At 63.6% G+C, this 17,376-nt stretch carries 20 protein-coding genes and 2 tRNA genes; 10 read left to right on the top strand and 12 right to left on the bottom strand.

Going from position 1 to position 17,376, the window contains the following annotated elements:
* Positions 1 to 5 precede the first annotated feature (5 nt).
* Positions 6 to 80: transfer RNA gene (locus V6K60_RS03940), tRNA-Glu, on the bottom strand.
* 187 nt (positions 81 to 267) lie between these two features.
* Between V6K60_RS03940 and V6K60_RS03935 the strand changes: the two genes are divergently transcribed.
* On the top strand, positions 268 to 1,383 hold the full coding sequence (locus V6K60_RS03935; protein ID WP_332449208.1) for an OBG GTPase family GTP-binding protein: 1,116 nt from the start codon (positions 268 to 270) through the stop codon (positions 1,381 to 1,383).
* Here the strand turns inward: V6K60_RS03935 and V6K60_RS03930 are convergent.
* Positions 1,370 to 2,485 (bottom strand): tRNA (guanine(10)-N(2))-dimethyltransferase, encoded by a 1,116-nt coding sequence (locus V6K60_RS03930; RefSeq protein ID WP_332449207.1) that lies wholly within the window; start codon positions 2,483 to 2,485, stop codon positions 1,370 to 1,372. The two genes, V6K60_RS03935 and V6K60_RS03930, sit on opposite strands and share 14 nt — an antisense overlap.
* A gap of 70 nt (positions 2,486 to 2,555) precedes the next feature.
* Here V6K60_RS03930 and V6K60_RS03925 point away from each other — a divergent pair.
* From V6K60_RS03925 to V6K60_RS03915, 3 genes are all read left to right on the top strand, one after another.
* A tRNA-Arg gene (locus V6K60_RS03925) sits at positions 2,556 to 2,630 on the top strand.
* Positions 2,631 to 2,702: 72 nt separating this feature from the next.
* Entirely contained in the window at positions 2,703 to 3,542 is an 840-nt protein-coding gene (locus V6K60_RS03920; protein ID WP_332449206.1) for a geranylgeranylglycerol-phosphate geranylgeranyltransferase, read from the top strand.
* A gap of 714 nt (positions 3,543 to 4,256) precedes the next feature.
* The gene (locus tag V6K60_RS03915; protein ID WP_332449205.1) at positions 4,257 to 4,604 is read left to right on the top strand and encodes a polymer-forming cytoskeletal protein; all 348 of its coding nucleotides are present in this window, start codon (positions 4,257 to 4,259) and stop codon (positions 4,602 to 4,604) included.
* Here V6K60_RS03915 and V6K60_RS03910 read toward each other — a convergent pair.
* The 4 genes from V6K60_RS03910 to V6K60_RS03895 are packed head-to-tail and all read right to left on the bottom strand — an operon-like array spanning position 4,569 to position 8,098.
* Positions 4,569 to 5,273: a DUF116 domain-containing protein gene (locus V6K60_RS03910; RefSeq protein WP_332449204.1), complete on the bottom strand. Its 705-nt coding sequence runs from the start codon at positions 5,271 to 5,273 to the stop codon at positions 4,569 to 4,571. The genes V6K60_RS03915 and V6K60_RS03910 overlap by 36 nt on opposite strands.
* 2 nt (positions 5,274 to 5,275) lie before the next feature.
* Positions 5,276 to 6,340, bottom strand: coding sequence for an S-methyl-5-thioribose-1-phosphate isomerase (gene mtnA / locus V6K60_RS03905; RefSeq protein ID WP_332449203.1), 1,065 nt, complete (start codon positions 6,338 to 6,340; stop codon positions 5,276 to 5,278).
* On the bottom strand, positions 6,340 to 7,614 hold the full coding sequence (locus V6K60_RS03900; protein ID WP_332449202.1) for a CoB--CoM heterodisulfide reductase iron-sulfur subunit A family protein: 1,275 nt from the start codon (positions 7,612 to 7,614) through the stop codon (positions 6,340 to 6,342). Before V6K60_RS03900 ends, mtnA begins: the two co-directional genes overlap by 1 nt.
* A complete protein-coding gene (locus V6K60_RS03895) occupies positions 7,607 to 8,098 on the bottom strand; it encodes a gamma carbonic anhydrase family protein (RefSeq protein ID WP_332449201.1) in 492 nt (163 codons plus the stop codon). Before V6K60_RS03895 ends, V6K60_RS03900 begins: the two co-directional genes overlap by 8 nt.
* Positions 8,099 to 8,228: 130 nt before the next feature.
* On the opposite strand from V6K60_RS03895, the gene V6K60_RS03890 reads away from it, so the two are divergent.
* Positions 8,229 to 8,687: a phosphopantetheine adenylyltransferase gene (locus V6K60_RS03890; protein ID WP_332449200.1), complete on the top strand. Its 459-nt coding sequence runs from the start codon at positions 8,229 to 8,231 to the stop codon at positions 8,685 to 8,687.
* Here V6K60_RS03890 and pyrI read toward each other — a convergent pair.
* Together pyrI and pyrB are read right to left on the bottom strand one after the other, a co-directional pair.
* Positions 8,680 to 9,147, bottom strand: coding sequence for an aspartate carbamoyltransferase regulatory subunit (gene pyrI / locus V6K60_RS03885; RefSeq protein ID WP_332449199.1), 468 nt, complete (start codon positions 9,145 to 9,147; stop codon positions 8,680 to 8,682). The genes V6K60_RS03890 and pyrI overlap by 8 nt on opposite strands.
* Positions 9,144 to 10,040, bottom strand: coding sequence for an aspartate carbamoyltransferase (pyrB, locus tag V6K60_RS03880; RefSeq protein ID WP_332449198.1), 897 nt, complete (start codon positions 10,038 to 10,040; stop codon positions 9,144 to 9,146). The genes pyrI and pyrB overlap by 4 nt, the downstream gene beginning before the upstream one ends.
* A 198-nt stretch (positions 10,041 to 10,238) precedes the next feature.
* On the opposite strand from pyrB, the gene V6K60_RS03875 reads away from it, so the two are divergent.
* Positions 10,239 to 10,424, top strand: coding sequence for a hypothetical protein (locus V6K60_RS03875; RefSeq protein WP_332449197.1), 186 nt, complete (start codon positions 10,239 to 10,241; stop codon positions 10,422 to 10,424).
* Between the two features lie 326 nt (positions 10,425 to 10,750).
* Positions 10,751 to 11,044, top strand: coding sequence for a hypothetical protein (locus V6K60_RS03870; protein WP_332449196.1), 294 nt, complete (start codon positions 10,751 to 10,753; stop codon positions 11,042 to 11,044).
* A 51-nt stretch (positions 11,045 to 11,095) separates the two neighbouring features.
* Here the strand turns inward: V6K60_RS03870 and V6K60_RS03865 are convergent, their stop codons facing one another.
* The 4 genes from V6K60_RS03865 to V6K60_RS03850 are packed head-to-tail and all read right to left on the bottom strand — an operon-like array spanning position 11,096 to position 13,980.
* A complete protein-coding gene (locus tag V6K60_RS03865) occupies positions 11,096 to 11,821 on the bottom strand; it encodes a methyltransferase domain-containing protein (protein ID WP_332449195.1) in 726 nt (241 codons plus the stop codon).
* Positions 11,818 to 12,159: a nascent polypeptide-associated complex protein gene (locus V6K60_RS03860; protein ID WP_332449194.1), complete on the bottom strand. Its 342-nt coding sequence runs from the start codon at positions 12,157 to 12,159 to the stop codon at positions 11,818 to 11,820. Before V6K60_RS03860 ends, V6K60_RS03865 begins: the two co-directional genes overlap by 4 nt.
* Positions 12,156 to 12,641, bottom strand: coding sequence for a PUA domain-containing protein (locus V6K60_RS03855; RefSeq protein WP_332449193.1), 486 nt, complete (start codon positions 12,639 to 12,641; stop codon positions 12,156 to 12,158). Before V6K60_RS03855 ends, V6K60_RS03860 begins: the two co-directional genes overlap by 4 nt.
* Complete coding sequence (locus V6K60_RS03850; protein WP_332449192.1) at positions 12,583 to 13,980, bottom strand: DHH family phosphoesterase; 1,398 nt, start codon at positions 13,978 to 13,980, stop codon at positions 12,583 to 12,585. The genes V6K60_RS03855 and V6K60_RS03850 overlap by 59 nt, the downstream gene beginning before the upstream one ends.
* A gap of 711 nt (positions 13,981 to 14,691) precedes the next feature.
* Here V6K60_RS03850 and V6K60_RS03845 point away from each other — a divergent pair.
* The 3 genes from V6K60_RS03845 to V6K60_RS03835 all read left to right on the top strand — a co-directional run bounded on the left by V6K60_RS03845 (position 14,692) and on the right by V6K60_RS03835 (position 17,353).
* A complete protein-coding gene (locus V6K60_RS03845; RefSeq protein WP_332449191.1) occupies positions 14,692 to 16,095 on the top strand; it encodes an NAD(P)H-hydrate dehydratase in 1,404 nt (467 codons plus the stop codon).
* 56 nt (positions 16,096 to 16,151) lie between these two features.
* A complete protein-coding gene (gene moaC, locus V6K60_RS03840; RefSeq protein ID WP_332449190.1) occupies positions 16,152 to 16,646 on the top strand; it encodes a cyclic pyranopterin monophosphate synthase MoaC in 495 nt (164 codons plus the stop codon).
* Between the two features lie 116 nt (positions 16,647 to 16,762).
* Complete coding sequence (locus V6K60_RS03835) at positions 16,763 to 17,353, top strand: 50S ribosomal protein L15e (RefSeq protein WP_332449189.1); 591 nt, start codon at positions 16,763 to 16,765, stop codon at positions 17,351 to 17,353.
* Positions 17,354 to 17,376 lie beyond the last annotated feature (23 nt).

The raw sequence follows: 17,376 nt of genomic DNA, 5'->3' as shown, positions 1-17,376 counted from the left end.
AAGGATGCTGCTATGGGGATTCGAACCCCAGTCGCAGGAGTGAGAGTCCTGCATGATTGGCCGGTCTACACTATAGCAGCGCGTGCACCAACGTGCTCTAAATAGTTAGATATGTTTTTATTTAAGCCTTTCTCATGCCCGCCCCTCACCGGTCCGGTCGTTGGCCGGGCGATCGGAGCCTTTTACGGGCTCAAATCCCCTCGCGGCACCCTGATTTCCATCACAGACACCAATAAGTAGCTGCCCAACATATCTGTATCGGCAGCAATGAGCAGTGTCGAAGAGCAGATACGAGAACTTGAGGACGAACTCAAGAATACACCGTACAACAAGGCGACCTCGAAGCACATCGGTCGCGTCAAGGCGAAACTCGCAAAAATTCGTGATGATGCGGTAGCCCGGGCTATGGCCTCCGCGGGCGGGGGCGAGGGTTACTCCGTGAAGAAGTCGGGAGACGCCACCGTCGTTCTGGTCGGCTTCCCGTCGGTCGGTAAAAGTACACTGCTCAACAGGCTCACCGGTTCTGACATCAGCGAGACGGCGGCCTACGCCTTCACGACCGTCTCGGTCATCCCCGGCTCGATGGAGCACCGGGGCGCAAAGATCCAGATCCTGGATATCCCCGGCCTGATCGCCGGTGCGGCCATGGGCAAGGGCCGCGGGAAAGAGGTGATCGCCGTCGTCCGTTCCGCGGACCTGATCCTGGTCCTGGTCGACGTCTTCAACGAGAAGCACGTGGACGTCCTTCTCCGGGAGCTCCACGATTCCGGCATCCGGATCAACCGGCCAAAACCTGATATCACCATCAAGAAGGCCGGATCCGGTGGTATCCGGCTGAACACCGTCGGCGCTGTCGACCTGGATCTCGAGGAGATCCGTGCAATCCTTGCAGAGAGCAAGATCGTCAATGCCGACGTCCTGATCCGCAACGGCGTCACGCAGGACGACTTCATCGACGCCATGATCGGCAACCGGGTCTACGTCCCCGCGTTCATCGCGGTCAACAAAGTCGACCTGGTGGAAGAGAAGACCCGGGCGAAGATCGAGAGCGAGTTGACCGAACGGTTCGGCGATGCGCCGATCATGATATCTGCGCACAGCGGCTACCACATCGAAGACCTCAAAGACGCCATATTCGAGAACCTGGGCTTCATGCGGGTCTACTTAAAGCCCGTCGGCGGCCCCGCGGATATGGACGAACCGTTGATCATCCGGAGCCCGGCGACGGTCGCGGACGTCTGCAACCGCCTTCACCGGGACTTCGCCGACAAGTTCCGTTACGCAAAGGTCTGGGGCGATTCGGCCAAACACAACGCGCAGCGTGTCGGCATCACCCACCAGCTCGCGGACGGGGACATTCTCACTGTCGTCACCCGCCGCTGATCACTTCTTCGAGGACCGGGAGCGGCGCATCGGTCTTTATGGCGGTCCCCGAGTAGTGTGCGCGGCTCGCCCGGTAACCGAGGGCATGTAACCGCCCGATGACGGTCTCGATCCCGCCGGGAGAGACCCGCAGCGCTTTTGCAACGACGTGGTAGTCGTAGTGGCTTGAGGTCTCCAGTTCCTGGCGGCAGGTATCGAGCAGCCGCGCGATCCGCGGACCGGTCCCGGCCGTGATGCCGGGGAGCGCCTCCTGCATCGAAGCGAGTGTCGCATCGTCGTTGATCTTCCCTGTCCAGAGGGGGCCGACCGGCACCAGGTCCGCGCCGCAGATCGGGCACCTCTCGGGCTCGGGGAGCATCCCGGTCCTCTCCGAGCGGTAGAGACAGTCTCCGCACTGCATCACGTAGCCGATCCGCGCAAGCGTCCGGTCGGCCGCGGCCGCCCCGTAGCGGATACGGAGGTGCAGCCGGTGGAAGTGCTCGTGCGCGTAGCAGAAGAGGGGCTCAAAGCCCCTATCGTACTTGATCACCTCGCGTGCAACGAACCCGAGAAGCGTCCGGAGACCGACCTCGGCGTGGTACTCGGTGTTCCGGGGGCGGGAGAAGTAGCGGCGCATCCCGGCCTTCAGGTGCGCCCCGCAGAGCGGCGCGGTATCCGTGGCGGTGACGAAGAGGTGCCGTGCGGCGCTCCGGGCCGCGGCATCGACGAACGGCGCCGGCGTCCCGAAGGGGTCGAGGTCGACCGTATCAAACCGTCGTTCGCTCATCAGCGCGTTCGCATCCTTCCGGGTCACCTCGGCGGCAAGACCCAGCGCCTCCACATTCTGCCGGATCAGGTCAACCGCCGTTTCACTCCGGTCGTTGATCGTCACCGGTATGCCGACCTCGTGAGCCACCCGGAGTCCCCGGACGCCGGACGCCCCCATGGCGTCGAGGTAGCTCTCCGGCCTCAGCACGGCGAGCAGGAGGATGGTAGCGTCGCGGTTCAGCTCCATACGCGAGTTATAAAAGACCGGGCCGCTTCCCGGCGGGAACTGGAGGTGGGGATCCTGTATGGGCACGAAGAACCGGGTTTTTCCTTCCGTAACCGCAACAACATCCATGCTTCCCGAAAAGGTGGACGTTCGATACGCTTATACCTTCTTATGTGTAATATTCCTACTCCGAGAGTGTGGGCTTGTGGCCTAGTCCGGACATGGCGTCAGCCTCCTAAGCTGAATGTCGGGGGTTCAAATCCCCTCAAGCCCGTTGCTTTTCCAGATCCCGCTCGATAGACCATCGGGTTATTTATCGTCCGCCTGAGAACCTAACTCTTCGAGAATGAGCGCTTCTGCCTTCATCAGGATCACCCGCCCGCACAACGCCGTCGTTGCCGGCCTTACCGCGCTCATCGGCTACCTCATCGCCACGGGCACTCTCACGCTGCCCTCGCTCCTGCTCGCCGTGGTCGTCGCGCTCATCACCGCCGGCGGGAACGTTATCAACGACGTCTACGACGTCGAGATCGACCGGATCAACCGGCCCGAGCGGCCCATACCGGCAGGGGAGATCAGCCTTGCCGGCGCAAAGGCGTATACGGCAGTGCTCTTTGCCGGCGGTCTTCTTGCTGCTGCATTGACAACCCCGCTCTGTTTTGCGATCGCTCTTGCAAATTCGATCATCCTCATCGCATACGCCGCCCGGTTAAAAGGGATCCCGGCCCTCGGCAACCTGGCCGTCGCCTACCTGACCGGCAGCGTCTTCCTCTTCGGCGGAGCGTTCGCGGGCGTCGAGGGGCTCGTCCAGAACCTCTTGCTCGCGGCGATCACGTTCCTCGCCACCCTCGCACGCGAGGTCTTGAAGGATGCAGAGGACGTGGACGGGGATGCGGCGGGAGGCGCCCGCACGCTGCCCATGATTATCGGGATCCGGCGGACGGGGATGCTCGCGTTCGCCTGCGCCTGCGGCGCTGTAGGGGTGAGCGTCCTCCCCCTCGGCGACTGGTGGGACCCCTTCTACCTCGCCGCCATCGCGGTTGTGGACCTTGTCATCCTCTTCGGGGCCTCCCGGTCCCTCTCGTGCACGACCTCGGTGTGCGTCCGAAAGTCCCGGGCAACATCGATCCTCCGGACCGGGATGTTCGCCGCGCTCGCGGTCTTCGCGATTGTCGCGGTGATATGACCGCGGGAGCCCTTGGTGGTTCAATGTTTTCATTTGGCTGGACTGAGGGCTACAGATGTCCGGGCTGGATGGGGCTACAGATAGCAACACTTGCGGCGGAGACAGGGATGGGGGCTATCGATAGAGCCTTACGCGATAGAGACAGGGGAGGGGGATGCTCCCCCTCGAAGACCTTCAGTCTTCTCATGCTCGCTACGCTCGCACTCCCCGTTGGCCCCACTTCGCACCTTCGGTGCTCGAACTCCTGCCGTTCCGGCAGTCGTTCCCCCAATGGCGATACCCACCACGGTCCACTAGATGGGAAAATACGGAAAATGGGTGGAGCCCTGGCTCGCTCCCTGGGGCACGGCTTTCCACCGGACAACGCACCTGGCGGTGCTTGAACTCCGTTCCTGCCGGAACATCGTTAGTCCAAGATCTTCGGTCTTCTCCTGCTCCTGCCCTTCGGCCAGTCACCTACCGCCACGCGCTGCCCCCGCGTGCCCGGGTTGCCGGGCTGTGGCCGGTGCAGGTATTTCCCCGGTTTTGGCCGGCGGGGTGAGTACCTGGTGAACATGGGCCGGCAAAAACAGGTGCAACCCTGCAATCTTCGGGTAATCACACTGATAATTTTATCAGGTTACGGACCGAGCTGTTATCCAGGAGATCTTCATGAAAGTTTACCGGCACGGGGACACATACATAGCACCGAAAGGTTCCTTTTTTGACGGAAACGTGAAGATAGATGGGAATTTTATCACCCCTCCGGAGACGCATATCTGGGGCAACCTGACCGTTGCCGGATGCCTCGAACTCGGGCCGGGCTCAACGGTCGGCGGGTTCATCGAAGCGGAGAGCATCGTCGTCGGGCACGATGCGAGGATAAAAGGGCCGCTCCGGGTAAGGGGAGCCGCTACCATCTGCGACAATGCCTGCCTCCGCTCCGTCCAGGCGGGAGGAAACATCACCCTCCGGCCGGGGGTCAGGGTTGGGGATGTGAACAGCACCGAGACGATCTTCGTCTACGGCAAGGTCACGAGCGAGCGTCTATTCGGCAGGGCTGTGAAGGTCTACGGGACCTGACGGGTGCTCGAGGCCGAGCAGGGCAACATCCCTCACCCCGTTCCAGTCCGCTATCGTCTCCACGCACCCGTCTTTTGCGTTCACGACACCGATGGCGGTGATCCCTATCCGGTCACCCATATCGATCCCGTCCTTCACCTCCATAAGGCAGCCGACGCCGATGATCGCCCGCGGGCGATACTTCTTGACCATCCGCTTGATGAACGTCGAGCCCGGGACGATGAAGACACGGTAGCCGGTCTTCTCCAGCCACACTACGTTTTCTCCGACTGAGCAGCGGCCGCAGTTGCGGCATTTGAGGCCTTCCGGCGTCAGGTGCGCCGGGCACTGTGCCGACCGGAGGCACTGGGGCAGAAAGACCGCTCGCTGCTCCACCGGTGTCTCGGCGAAGGCCTTGGTGTTCATGGTGTTCCTGAGCGTGATGAAGAACGTGATGAGGTCCCTGTCGTCCAGTCCCAGGAGTTTGCAGATCGCCTTCACGAGCCCCTCCAGGAGGACCATGCCGGGGATCAGGATCCGTGGCAGGTAGAACTTCCCCCGGGTGATCGAGGCGGTGGCGATGATGGCAAGGGCAATCGCCGCAAGCAGCATCCCGAGGATGAGGAAGAACGTGACCTCCCCGATGATGGTCATCAACTGGATCCAGATATCGGCGTCGAAGAACGACATCGTCAGGCTCCCTCCTCCCGGTGAAGGGCCGGCTTCCCGACAAGCCGGAAGGATTCGGCATACGGCGGCCGCAGCACTCCGATCTCGGTGACGATCGCATCGACGAGGTCGAGCGGGGTGGCATCGAAGGCGTAGTTGAGCACCTTTACATCGTCGGGGGCGAGTTGCCGGTCGCCGCAGGAGGCAAGCTCCGAGCGGTCCCGCTCCTCGACGGTGATCTCCGACTCCGTCCGGGCAAGGTCGAACGTGGAGACGGGCGCCGCGACGTAGAAGGGTATACCGTGGTGATGGGCGGCGACGGCGTGCATGTAGGTCCCGATCTTGTTGAAGACCGCATCCTTCGTGATCCGGTCCGCGCCGACGATGACGAGGTCGATCTCCCCCTTCCGCATCAGGTAGGCCGCCGAGGAATCAGGGATGAGGGTGACGTCGATCTCATCCCGGGCAAGTTCCCAGCAGGTGAGCCGGGACCCCTGGTTCAGCGGCCGGGTCTCGCAGGCGATCACCCGGACGTTCTTTCCCGCCTCGACCGCCGACCGGATCACCCCGAGTGCCGTCCCCCAGCACCGGCAGGCGAGCGCTCCCGCGTTGCAGTGGGTGAGCACCGTGCAGTCGGCCGGGAAGAGTTCTTCGCCGAACCTGCCGAGCCGCCGGCAGGTCAGTTCATCCTCGTCGGCGACGGCGAGCGCCTCGGCGACGGCTATGGTCTTTGCCTCCGCGACCGAGGCGGCCATCGCAACCTTCCGCTGGACCCGTTCGATCCCCCACGCGAGGTTGACCGCGGTCGGCCGGGTGCTCCGGAGGAGGTCTGCCGCACGGTTGATATCAGCCTGAAGCCGCGCAAGATCCGTCTCGGTGCTCCGGGCGACCGCAAGCGCCACGCCCATCGCGCCGGCGATGCCGAGCGCCGGTGCTCCCCGGATCTCAAGCCCCCGAATCGCCCGGGCGAGGTCCTCGACGGTCTCGCACCGCATCTGTTCATACCGGCCCGGGAGGAGGGTCTGGTCGATGTAGACGATGCAGTCGGTCTTTGTGTCCCACGCGATGGTGTAAGGCTCTTCTTGCATTATCCCACCCTGATCGCGTCGAGGAACGCCCGCATCGCCGCCGCCTCGCCCGTGGCGACCGAGTCGGGGATGTCCTTCGGCGCAACGGCAGTCCCCGCCACGTAGATCCCGGGCTTCACCGTGAGGACGGGGCCGACCTTCTGGTCGGCAACCCCGAAGAACCCTGAGTCGTCTCGCGGTATCCCGAGCATCCGGGCGATCACCTCCCCGCCGTCGGCAGGTTCGAGCCCGACGGAGAGGACCACCAGGTCCGGGTAGAACGTCTCCACCTCGCGGGTCTCGGTATTCTCCGCGACCATCATCAGGCGGTCGTTCTCTTCGAGCACCTCGCCGGGGAACCCGCGGACGAACCGGACCCCGAGGTTCCTCGCCCGCTCGTAGTACTCCTCGTACCCCTTGCCGTAGGCCCTGATGTCGTTGTAGAAGATTGTGACCTCGATGTCGGGGTTCTTCTCGCGGACGAGCATGGCGTTCTTCATCGCGTACATGCAGCAGACCCCCGAGCAGTAGGGGCGGCCGGCGGCGAGGTCGCGGGAGCCGACGCACTGGACGAAGGCTATGCTTCGCGGAGGTCTGCCGTTTGAGAGCCGCTTCAATTTGCCGCCGGTCGGCCCGCTCGCATTGATCATCCGCTCGAACTCGAGGCTCGTGATGACGTCCGGGATAGCGAGGTAGCGCAGTTGCTTCTTGTTCCGGGCATCAAACGTCGCATAACCAGTCGTGACGACGATGCTTGCCGCCGATATCTCGAAGACCCGCTCCTCGTCTTCGTGCAGGATCGCCTCCTTGCCGCAGGCGTCGTAGCAGAGGCCGCACTCGATGCAGTGCTCCTGGTCCTTGACGACGATGTCGGGGACCGCCTGGGCGTGGGGCTTGTAGATCGCCTTCCGGACGCCGATGCCGGCGTCGAACCGGTTGTAGACCTCCACCGGGCAGATCCGGGTGCAGTCCCCGCACCCGTTGCACTCGCTCTCGATGACGTAACGGGGATGTTTTTTGACCCGGACGGTGAAGTTGCCGGCCTCGCCCTCGACCGACTCGACCTCGGAGCAGGTGTGAATGGTGACGTTTCTGTGCCGGGCCACCTCCACCATCTTCGGCGAGAGGATGCACATCGAGCAGTCGTTGGTGGGGAACGTCTTGTCGAGCTGGGCCATGTGCCCCCCGATGGTCGGTTCGCGTTCGATGAGATGGACGTGAACCTCGTGGTCGGCGAGGTCGAGCGCTGCCTGGATGCCGGCAACCCCGGCGCCGATGACCACGACGTCAGCCATGGCGGTATCTCCCTGCGAGTTTGACGTATTCATCTGCATTGTGAGTTATGCTCTCCTGCTCCTCAGGCGTCGTCTCCCTGACCACTTTCCCGGGCACACCGAGGACCAGCGAGTTCGGCGGGACCTCCCTGCCTTCGGTGACGACGGCCCCGGCGCCGATGATGGAACCCTCGCCCACCACCGCGCCGTTCAGGACAACCGCCCCCATCCCGACGAGCACCCGGTCCCGGATAGTGCAGCCGTGCAGGATGGCGCCGTGACCGACCGAGACCCCGGCCCCGATGGTGACGGGAAAGCCGGGCGTGGTGTGGACGACGGCGTTATCCTGGATGTTTGAGCCCATTCCCACCGTGATCGTATCCCGATCAGCCCGGACGACGGCGCCGAACCAGACACTCACATCGTCGGCGAGCGTCACGTCTCCGATGACTGTTGCGTTCTCCGCAATAAAGACGCGGTCCCCCACGACTGATCCGCTCTCCATAGTAGGTCTACTATTGATCGTTTTTATACAAAATGCTCTCCCCCGGCGGTGAGGGGGAGAAGACGGGACCCCGCTCACCGCTCCACTGCCGACCACCACCCATAAGCCTCCTCACGCCAAACGCCTCCAGATGAGAGTGATGGTCGGGGGGACGTTCGATCCCCTGCATGCCGGACATAGAAAACTCCTCTCCCGGTCCTTTGAACTTGCCGGGCCTGACGGCGAGGTGATCATCGGGTTGACGACCGACGAGTTTGCCGGGGCAAAGGTCCATCCCGTCCACTCCTACCAGGAACGGCTGGCAACCGTTGCGTCCTTCATCAAAGAGCGGGGTTACACCGCGACGTGGACGGTCATACCGCTCTCCGACCGCTACGGCAGCGCCCTTGACGCTGACTTCGAGATCCTGGTCGTCTCCGAGGAGACCTTTCCGGTCGCCGTGGAGATCAACGAACTCCGGCGGGAGCGGGGGAAGAGAAAAGTGGATCTCCACGAGATCTCGTGCGTCCTTGCTGAAGACGGCCGGCGGATCTCGAGCACCCGGATCTACCGGGGGGAGATCGACCGGCACGGGCGCCTGATCAGATGATGTGGCCTGCGATATCGTTCTTGACCAGCCAGTCACAGTAGAGGCAGTGCAGCCCTTTATCGAGCACCTCGAACGCGCTCTCCACCGGCTCGTTCGTGTTCGTGATGCAGCCGGGGTTCGGGCATCTGACCACACCTCTGAGGACACGCGGGATCTCGACCCCCTTCTTCTCCACCACCTGGAAGTCGCGGATGATGTTGATCTTCGCATGCGGTGCAAGCAGGGCGATCCGGTCGACCTCCTCTGTGCGGAGCTCCCGATTCTCGATCTTAACGATGTCCTTCCTCCCCATCCGTTTGCTTCTGACGTTCGTCGCGATGCTCAGGCACTCCCGGGTCGACCCGGTGATCCCGAGGATCCGGAGCACGTTCAACGCCTCGCCTGCGGTGATATGGTCGATGACGGTGCCGTTCTTGATCGGGCTGATGACCAGCCCCCCCGACGGGTCTTTCCTGCTCATTGCATCACCTCATGGAGAAGCGCCATCCTGACGGGCACGCCGTTACGTGCCTGCTCAAAGTAACGCGCATACGGCGTCCGGTCCACCGCAGGGTCGATCTCTCCCGCGCGCGGGAGGGGATGGAGGATCATCAGGTGCTCCCGGACACCCGAGAGTTGTTCGGGCGTGATCCGGTAACTGGACGCGACGTTGTAGTACGACGCCGAGTCGGGGAATCGTTCGCGCTGGATCCTGGTGACGTAGAGGACGTCCAGCTCCCGGATCACCTCCTCCACGTCCGCATGCTCGACCACCTCCACGCCGCGCTCACGGAGTTCGAGGGCGATGTTCGCCGGCATCTCGAGCCCTCCCGGGGCGGTCGTGTGGAGGGTGACGCCGTAGAGGGAGAGGGCGAGCGCCAGCGAGTGCGCGGTCCGGCCGTAGCGGAGATCCCCGAGGAGCCCGACATCGAGCCCCTCGATCGGCATCGACTGCCGGATGGTGTAGAGGTCAAGCAGCGTCTGGCTCGGGTGCTGCCCCGCGCCGTCCCCTGCGTTGATGACCGGGACCGTGGCGAACTCGCTTGCCAGCCGTGCCGCCCCCTCCTTTGGGTGGCGGAGGACGATGGCGTCCGCGTAACCGCTCACCACCCGGATGGTGTCGGCCAGTGTCTCTCCCTTGGCGATGGAACTTGCCTCCACGGAGTCCACGCTGATCGAGTTCCCGCCGAGCCTGACCATGGCCGTCGCAAACGACATCCGCGTGCGGGTGCTGGGCTCGAAGAAGAGGAGGGCAGCAAGTTTACCGTCAAGCACCCGGGACCGGTAATTCCCGGTATCGAACTCCTTCGCCCGGTCCAGCAGGTGGTCAAGATCACTCTTCTCAAAATCGTGGATCGAGATAATGTGGTACATCGTGTGGCTACCTTCCAGGGTCTTCTGCCCTGCCGACGGGGGCGGCGCCCGGATCGTTCCGCCTCCCGCCGCGACACGGGCAAAACCCCTCTTCTCTCCTGAATACTGGTTCGCCCCGCATCCACTAATACCTTTTTTCCCGCGACAACAACCTTTCTCACCTCTGCCTCCCTACCACTTACTCCTGGAGATGATCGCGTGTCCGAAGAACAGGAAGAGTATGCCCCCGAGGTCTGCTGCCACTGTGATGGGCTTGGATGTCTGTACTGCAACAAAACAGGTAGGGTGATGGTGCCGCAGCCCTCGCAGAAGTGCCATCATTGCGGCGGCGACTGCTGCATCTACTGCGGCTACACCGGGTGGGAACGTCCGCTGAAGGAGTAACCCCCTCTACCTGAACCCCCTCTACCTGGCGGGGCTCGTCGGCGCATGATAAGGAGGCGCCCTCCGCATGGGGGTGGATACGGCGCCCCTTCGTCAGGAGTACGTTCACCCCCCGCGGCGTACCCCTCGTGCAGGAGGCGGGTTGATATGACCGTGTTGTATGCTGCAGGGACCGGGCGCTTGCCCTCCCGTAACCCTGCAACAGTCGATCAACCACTTTTCTCGTCCGTTCACGAACTGCTTCAAGGGTCTTCGCCGAAGAGCGAATCCCATCGTGTGCAATGGTATTATAAAGCATGATAGTGTTCCGGGCTGTGGTGAGAACCATGATGTTTGTGGCTACTCTCGTACATCCGCCTGAACTCTGTCTTGCAAGGAAGGAATTTGCTCCTGAAGTCAGGCTCTGGATCGAGGGGATGGAGGACTCAGCGAAGAAACTGGGCATAAAAGTTCACGGAGCGTATTCCTGTCCAACTGAGCATACGTTCTACTTTGTACTCGAATCGGACGATTACAAATCCATTACCGCGTTCTTCTCAGGCATAATGCTTACCAATAATAACGGACGAATATCCCCGGTAAATCCCATCAAAGTATCCGCCGAAATTCTTATCCAGTGAAGCGGGTGCTCCTGTCTGGAAAAAGAACGAACTTTATTTTTCGCCCGCTTTTCACTTCCTTGCGATCGTGACGTAGCCGCTGTGGGCGACCCTCGTCGACGGCCGGGTTCCCCGGGCGGAGCGCGTCAGTTCCCGTTCCATGCACTCGTAGCAGTGGACGTCGCGGAAGAGCGGCGTCGCTGTATCGAGCGCAACAAACGTGTGCTCAAGGAACGGCGTGTAGCACGCCAGGTAGCCGCCGGGCGAGAGGAGCGAGAAGGCGTGCTCCACGTGTGCCGGGGTTATCGTCAGGTCCAGGTGGACGACGTCGAACTCTCCGGCCGCGTCAAGCATATCGGCCGCGACCACCTCGACGTTGTCGAGCCGCGCATTCCTGATGTTCTTCTCCGCAAGCCGGGCAAACTCCGGGCGCACCTCGTAGGTCTTCACCGCCCGGGCGACGTTCCCGAAGTAGATTGCAGCGACGCCGCTTCCGGTCCCGGCATCGAGGACCGTATCGTCGCGGTTCATGCCCGTGTAGGCGATCACGATCCCGATGTCCTTGGGGAGCATCGGGGCTCCGCTCCTTTTGGCGTGGACAAAGAAGTCGGTCGGCCGGGGGCGCAGAACCGTGAACGGGACGTCGAGGTGGGTCCGGATCTCGTCTCCCGGGTTCATGCCCGCGAGCGCGCCGAGGTCGATCATCCCCCGGTCGGTGGAGAACTTTCCTTCGCCCGCCTTCACGAAGTATTCACGTTCCCCGCCGACGAGCAGGAGGTGTTCCCCATCCTCGATCATTGCTGCGAGAGTTTCAGGATCGCTTCGGCGATGTCGCCGCGGGTCTCGATGAGTGTTGTCCTCGCAACCTCTTCCGTTGCTCCGGTCTGGGACGCGACGAGGGCGACGTCTTCATCGGGGATATCCGGGACTGCCTCCTCGAACCGGGCCTCCCCGGTGATCTGGTAGGTAGTGGTCCCCTGCATGGTGGTCGCGACGACCTGGGCATCGTCAAAGACGTAGTTTCCCGCGGGCGTGTAGATGACTATCTTCTCGACGCCCTCGATCTCCTCCATCTCCATGCCCATCTGTTTCATCATCTGCTTCATCTTCTTCGGGTTTATCTTTCCAGGCATCATGTGGATCCTCTCCCCTGCCGTACTTTTACGGCTACACCGTAATTAAATGCCAGCATCTCCCGGCCGGAGAGCAGGGCTCCCCCGGTGGCGAGGAGCGTATCGTCCCCGGTCACCACCAGCACCTCGTCTCCTGCGCGGATGCCGTCATCGGCAGCGATGACGTGTTTTGCCATCGCGTTCTTTCCGTCCGCAATGAACGGGGTCACGTCCTCCTGCACCGTCACCCGGTAGGCCGGGGGGGCAAGGTGGGCGGCAAGCCGCTCTGCTCCGGCGATCCCGAGGGTCAGGCGGCCGTCCTGTGCGCGAACGGTAGCAAGCCGCTCTTTTCCCAGGCGCACCTGGCGGATCCGCCCCGTCGTCGAGTACTGAAAGGTGCACTCGTCGGGGAAGACCGCAGCTCCTGCTCCGGCGCCGAACTGGAAGTCAGCTATTGTCCGGATCCGCTTGAGCGAACTGTCGTTTGAGTATTCGGTTGAGACCATCAATAAACTCCTCTTCTGTATCGTGGGGAATGAACGCTCCGGCCGCGATCCGGTGCCCGCCGCCGGCGCCGCCGACCGCTGCCGACGCCTCGGCGAGTGCCTCCTGGAGGTCGACGCCGCGGCCGAGCGCCCACTCGTTCGTCCGCATCGAGACCTTCGTGACCTCCGGTTCGTCCACCATCGCGGAGAGCACCATCATCGGTTTTCTCCAGTTCAGTTTGGAGAGCGCCATCCCCGCCCCGATCCCGACGATGGTGTCGGGGAACCGGTCTTTGGTGTGGATATACTGCAGGTGCGAGAGCTCCGTCACCCCGGTATCGAGGATGTACTGGAGCAGGTCGCGGATGACCGAGCGGTGGTGGGCGAGCATGTACTCCGCGTCGCGGTAGGCGTCCCCCCGGTCTCCGCGGCAGATGCTCCCCCCGATCCCGGGCTTTGCCCACCGGCCGCAGGCGTTGAGGAGGGTGGCATACTCGGAGGCGTTCCGGAGCGGGGTCCGTTCCGGCTCGTCGGGGAAGATGTAAGTCTCGGCGAGCAGGCGGTCGGTCTCCCTCCCGTGCGCGATGAGTTGCTGGGCAAGGGCGCTGATGATCGTGCGTCGGTCGTCGAACGGGAGTTCTTCCCAGACGAGCCAGCCGCCGCGGGAGTTCTTCAGCGTGACCCCGAGCCGCTCGAGGAACCGGAGTGCCCCGCTCGTGCTGTTCGAGATCCCATCAATGTAGGGGTCGTCGCAGTAGGCGAGGCAGGTATGGACCGGGCGGGTGGACGTCCCGTAGCAGTTCAGGTCCGGTTTCTGCACGACGATGTTGCCGTACTCGACGCCGTCGGAGACGATCTCGCGGGCCGGGCCGACCAGCCCGCAATGCTCCCGGGCCATCATATCCCCGACGTTCCCGACGACGGCGAGTTTCGCGAGGTCAGTGTTCGTTGAGTCGATCGCCCTGGCAACCAGGTAGGCGATGCCGGCAGCACTCATCCGGGTGATCCCGTGGTCCAGGCTGTTCACCTGGGGATAGGCGGTCTCGCCGGGCTGGCTGACGTGGTGGTCCAGGATCAGGACCTCGTCGGCAGAGAGCCCGTGCTCCTCAAGGAGGCCCTGCTGGCCGGCCCCGAGGTCGGTGAAGAGTTTCAGGGAGCCGTCCTTTGGGACGTGGCGCATCGCCATCGGCTCGAGCTGGCGGACGAAGACGGAGGTGACGGGTATCGCCTCGCGGCTGAGTGCCTGCGCAAGGATCGACTCCGTGCTGATGCCGTCGGCGTCGATGTGCGAGACGATCGTCACCGACTCCGCATCGCAGATGATCTCTGCCGCTCTCCGCAGATCGTTATCGAGGCCCATCTCCATAGTAGTGCGTCGTGAGAGGTCAATAAAGCATGGGAGTGTGGGGGCTACAGGTAGCAACCTTATGAGGTGGAGACAGGGGAGGGGGCATGCCCCCTCCCCGTCAGCCCCTCCCCCGCGTGGCGATACCCAAGGGGAAGCCGTTTCACCCTCCTTGCTCAGGATATAGTTTGGATGGTAGAAACCTCGGAGGTGAGTGTTCCGATCAGGGTGTACGGAAGGCTCATAGATTTTTTTGGATGACCTCGATCTTTGCGAGTTGAGACAGGGGAGGGAGGCAAGCTCCCTCGAAATCCTTCGGATTTCTCATGCTCACTTCGTTCGCACCTCGCACCTATGGTGCTCAAGCTCGCTACACTCGCATTCCCCGTCAGCCCCACCTCGCACCTTCGGTGCTCACGCTCACTGTGTTCGTGCCTCGAAGCCTGAAGGCTTCTCGAACCCCTGTCCTACGGACAGTCGTTCCCCGGACGTCGTTCCCCCAATGGCGATAAGCGACTGGCCGAAGGGCAGGAGCTCGAGCACCGAAGGTGCGCAGCCCCCACGGTCCACTCTATCAGGTTTTTCCCTCGCTTCGGTTGGCTTTGTTTCTGCCAAATCCCATCTTCCCCTCTTACATCGTAGTCCCCCTATCTACCTTCTTTCAAAAATTATGTAAGAAGGGACCATCATAGCACCTATCAGACAACCTTCCGGGAGGGGCGATAGATGACGATGGGCGATATGCGGGAGTTTCTGGAGACCGGCGTGATCGACGCCGGTCGGATGCGGGCGGTCGAGGGGAACGCTATGGCGCTCGGCCAGCCGTCGCTTTTGATGATGGAGAGCGCCGGCCGGGCCGTCGCGAACGCCGTCCTCGCCCGCGACCCTTCCCGGGCCCTCGTCCTCTGCGGCCGGGGGAACAACGGCGGCGATGGGATGGTGGCGGCCCGGTACCTGCAGCACCTCGATGCGGTCGACGTCGTCTACCCCGACTGCGGGTCGATCACCCCCGCGGCCGCCCACCAGGAGTCGCTCCTCCGCCACTGCTCCGTCGCCCTCCACCCGGTCCGGTGCGCTGCCGACGTCGAGCGGCTCGGCAGCCTCTTTGACGACGCCGACGTCATCATCGACGCGATGCTCGGCACCGGGGCGTCGGGCACGGTGCGGGAGCCGTTTGCAACCCTCATTGCCCGGGCGAACGCGAGCGCCGCGCCGGTCCTCGCCGTCGATATCCCCACCCCTGGTCTCCGGGCCGACCGGATCATATCGTTCCACCGGCCGAAGGTGGCGGGCGCGGACGTCGTGGATATCGGCATCCCGCTCGAGGCCGAGGTCTACACCGGCCCGGGCGACCTTACGCTTGTCCCGGCCCGGGCATCCGGCGCCCACAAAGGTGCCGGCGGCGAGGTCCTCGTCGTCGGGGGCGGGCCCTACCAGGGGGCGCCCTACATCGCGGCGATGGGGGCGCTCCGTGCCGGCGCCGATATCGTCCGGATCGCCTCTCCGGCCTACATCCCCATGCCCGACCTGATCTACGAGCGCCTGGAAGGCAAGGCGATCACGACCGACCACCTGGAGACGATCCTCCGGCTCACCGGGCGGGCCGATGTGGTCGTCTGCGGCATGGGCCTCGGGGTCGAGAGCCACGACGTCGTCCTCGCCATCGCCGGGGCGGCGAAGCGGGCCGTATTCGACGCCGACGCGCTCGCCCGCCCCCTGCCCGTTGCGAAAGCAACGATCTACACCCCGCATGCGGGAGAGTTTACCCGGATCACCGGGACACCACCCCCGGCGGACCTCGCGGCGCGCGGCCGGTGCGTGCAGGCAGCCGCAACGGCGGGGACCGTCCTGCTCAAGGGGCCGGTCGACGTCGTCTCCGACGGGACGCGGGTCAGATTCAACCGGACCGGGACCCCCGCGATGACCACCGGGGGGACGGGCGACCTGCTTGCCGGTGTCGCGGGAGCGCTCTTCTGCCAGGTCCCGGCGTTTGAAGCGGCCTGTATCGCCGCCTACGTCTGCGGCAGGGCCGGCATGCGGGCCGCGGGGGAACGCGGGTGCGGGATGCTCGCGACCGACATGCTGGACTATATTCCAGCCGAACTCTTCCGCTGCCCCGGGCCGGAGTGACCTCACCCCGGGCGTTTCCTTTTATCCCCGAAGAGACCGAAGATCTCTAGATTACCATGAGCGAGTCCGGCGAACAGACCAAGACCCCGGTCTTCACCCACATCGAGAACGACCGCGCGCAGATGGTTGACATCTCGGCAAAGACCGAGGTCCCCCGGGAAGCGGTTGCGGCCGGGAGGATCTACCTCCGGGGCGAGACGCTTCGGGCCATCCGGGAAGGGACCGCAGTCAAAGGCAACGTCCTCGCGACCGCGCGGGTAGCAGCCACCCTTGCGGTGAAAGAGACGCCGCGCATCATCCCCATGTGCCACCCCATACCGCTTGCGGGCATCACCATCGAGTTCGAGGAGGGGGACGGCTACATCGAGGCGACCGCCCGCGTGAAGTCCTACGGGAGGACGGGCGTCGAGATGGAAGCGCTCACCGGCGTCTCCGTCGCGCTCCTCACCGTCTGGGATATGGTCAAATCGGCCGAGAAAGACGAGAACGGGCAGTACCCGGTCACCCGGATCGATGCCATCCACGTCGTCGAGAAGAGGAAGGGCGCCTAGGTCCTCCTGCGGAGAAAGGAATCCTTTATTAGCGCTCTCGTCAACCTGTTAGGAACCACGGGACACGTCCCGGAAAGGAATGTGGCGGAAACGCTGAACCTGAGGTGATTAAAAGCATGGCAAAGTCAATGTATGCCTACGTTCGTGAGGCATGGAAGAGGCCCGACCGGTCCGAGGTGAAAGGTCTCCTCTGGGAGCGTCTCCAGGTCTGGCGGCGCGAAGGAACCATCGTGCGCGTGGAGCACCCAACCCGGATCGACCGGGCCCGCTCGCTCGGTTACAAGGCCAAGCAGGGGATCGTCGTCGTGCGGGTCAAGGTCCGCCGCGGTGGCCGGAGGAAGCCCCGGTACATCCGCGGGCGCCGGACCGCACGCATGGGCATGCGCCGCATGACCCCGGCAAAGAGCCTGCAGCGGATGGCCGAAGAGCGTGCATCCCGCAAGTTCCCGAACATGGAGGCTCTGAACTCCTACTGGGTCGGCGAGGATGGACGGTCAAAGTGGTTTGAGGTGATCCTGGTCGATGGGCACCACCCGTCGATCCGGAGCGACCGCAACCTCGCGTGGCTGGCCGACCCGGTCCACCGGGGCCGGGCAGAGCGCGGCAAGACCTCTGCCGGCATGAAGGGGCGCGGGATGCGGACGCGCGGGCGCGGGACCGAGAAGACCCGCCCGAGCATCCGTTCGCATGCGAACCGCGGCAAATAACTACCCTTTTTTTGCACGGTTTA

Origin of the sequence: Methanoculleus sp. (genome assembly GCF_036677455.1) — an archaeon.
In the GTDB taxonomy this organism is placed as follows: Archaea; Halobacteriota; Methanomicrobia; order Methanomicrobiales; family Methanoculleaceae; genus Methanoculleus.
The sequence above is the reverse complement of the archived record's forward strand: the minus strand, read 5'-3'. Positions and strand labels throughout refer to the sequence as shown.

Bases quoted from the DNA above. Each gene is read 5' to 3' on its own strand.
- V6K60_RS03935 (WP_332449208.1), top strand. From the start codon at position 268: ATGAGCAGTGTCGAAGAGCAGATACGAGAACTTGAGGACGAACTCAAG.
- V6K60_RS03930 (WP_332449207.1), bottom strand. From the start codon at position 2,485: ATGGATGTTGTTGCGGTTACGGAAGGAAAAACCCGGTTCTTCGTGCCC.
- V6K60_RS03920 (WP_332449206.1), top strand. From the start codon at position 2,703: ATGAGCGCTTCTGCCTTCATCAGGATCACCCGCCCGCACAACGCCGTC.
- V6K60_RS03910 (WP_332449204.1), bottom strand. From the start codon at position 5,273: ATGTCGTTCTTCGACGCCGATATCTGGATCCAGTTGATGACCATCATC.
- mtnA (WP_332449203.1), bottom strand. From the start codon at position 6,340: ATGCAAGAAGAGCCTTACACCATCGCGTGGGACACAAAGACCGACTGC.
- V6K60_RS03900 (WP_332449202.1), bottom strand. From the start codon at position 7,614: ATGGCTGACGTCGTGGTCATCGGCGCCGGGGTTGCCGGCATCCAGGCA.
- V6K60_RS03895 (WP_332449201.1), bottom strand. From the start codon at position 8,098: ATGGAGAGCGGATCAGTCGTGGGGGACCGCGTCTTTATTGCGGAGAAC.
- V6K60_RS03890 (WP_332449200.1), top strand. From the start codon at position 8,229: ATGAGAGTGATGGTCGGGGGGACGTTCGATCCCCTGCATGCCGGACAT.
- pyrI (WP_332449199.1), bottom strand. From the start codon at position 9,147: ATGAGCAGGAAAGACCCGTCGGGGGGGCTGGTCATCAGCCCGATCAAG.
- pyrB (WP_332449198.1), bottom strand. From the start codon at position 10,040: ATGTACCACATTATCTCGATCCACGATTTTGAGAAGAGTGATCTTGAC.
- V6K60_RS03870 (WP_332449196.1), top strand. From the start codon at position 10,751: ATGATGTTTGTGGCTACTCTCGTACATCCGCCTGAACTCTGTCTTGCA.
- V6K60_RS03865 (WP_332449195.1), bottom strand. From the start codon at position 11,821: ATGATCGAGGATGGGGAACACCTCCTGCTCGTCGGCGGGGAACGTGAA.
- V6K60_RS03860 (WP_332449194.1), bottom strand. From the start codon at position 12,159: ATGATGCCTGGAAAGATAAACCCGAAGAAGATGAAGCAGATGATGAAA.
- V6K60_RS03855 (WP_332449193.1), bottom strand. From the start codon at position 12,641: ATGGTCTCAACCGAATACTCAAACGACAGTTCGCTCAAGCGGATCCGG.
- V6K60_RS03850 (WP_332449192.1), bottom strand. From the start codon at position 13,980: ATGGGCCTCGATAACGATCTGCGGAGAGCGGCAGAGATCATCTGCGAT.
- V6K60_RS03845 (WP_332449191.1), top strand. From the start codon at position 14,692: ATGACGATGGGCGATATGCGGGAGTTTCTGGAGACCGGCGTGATCGAC.
- moaC (WP_332449190.1), top strand. From the start codon at position 16,152: ATGAGCGAGTCCGGCGAACAGACCAAGACCCCGGTCTTCACCCACATC.
- V6K60_RS03835 (WP_332449189.1), top strand. From the start codon at position 16,763: ATGGCAAAGTCAATGTATGCCTACGTTCGTGAGGCATGGAAGAGGCCC.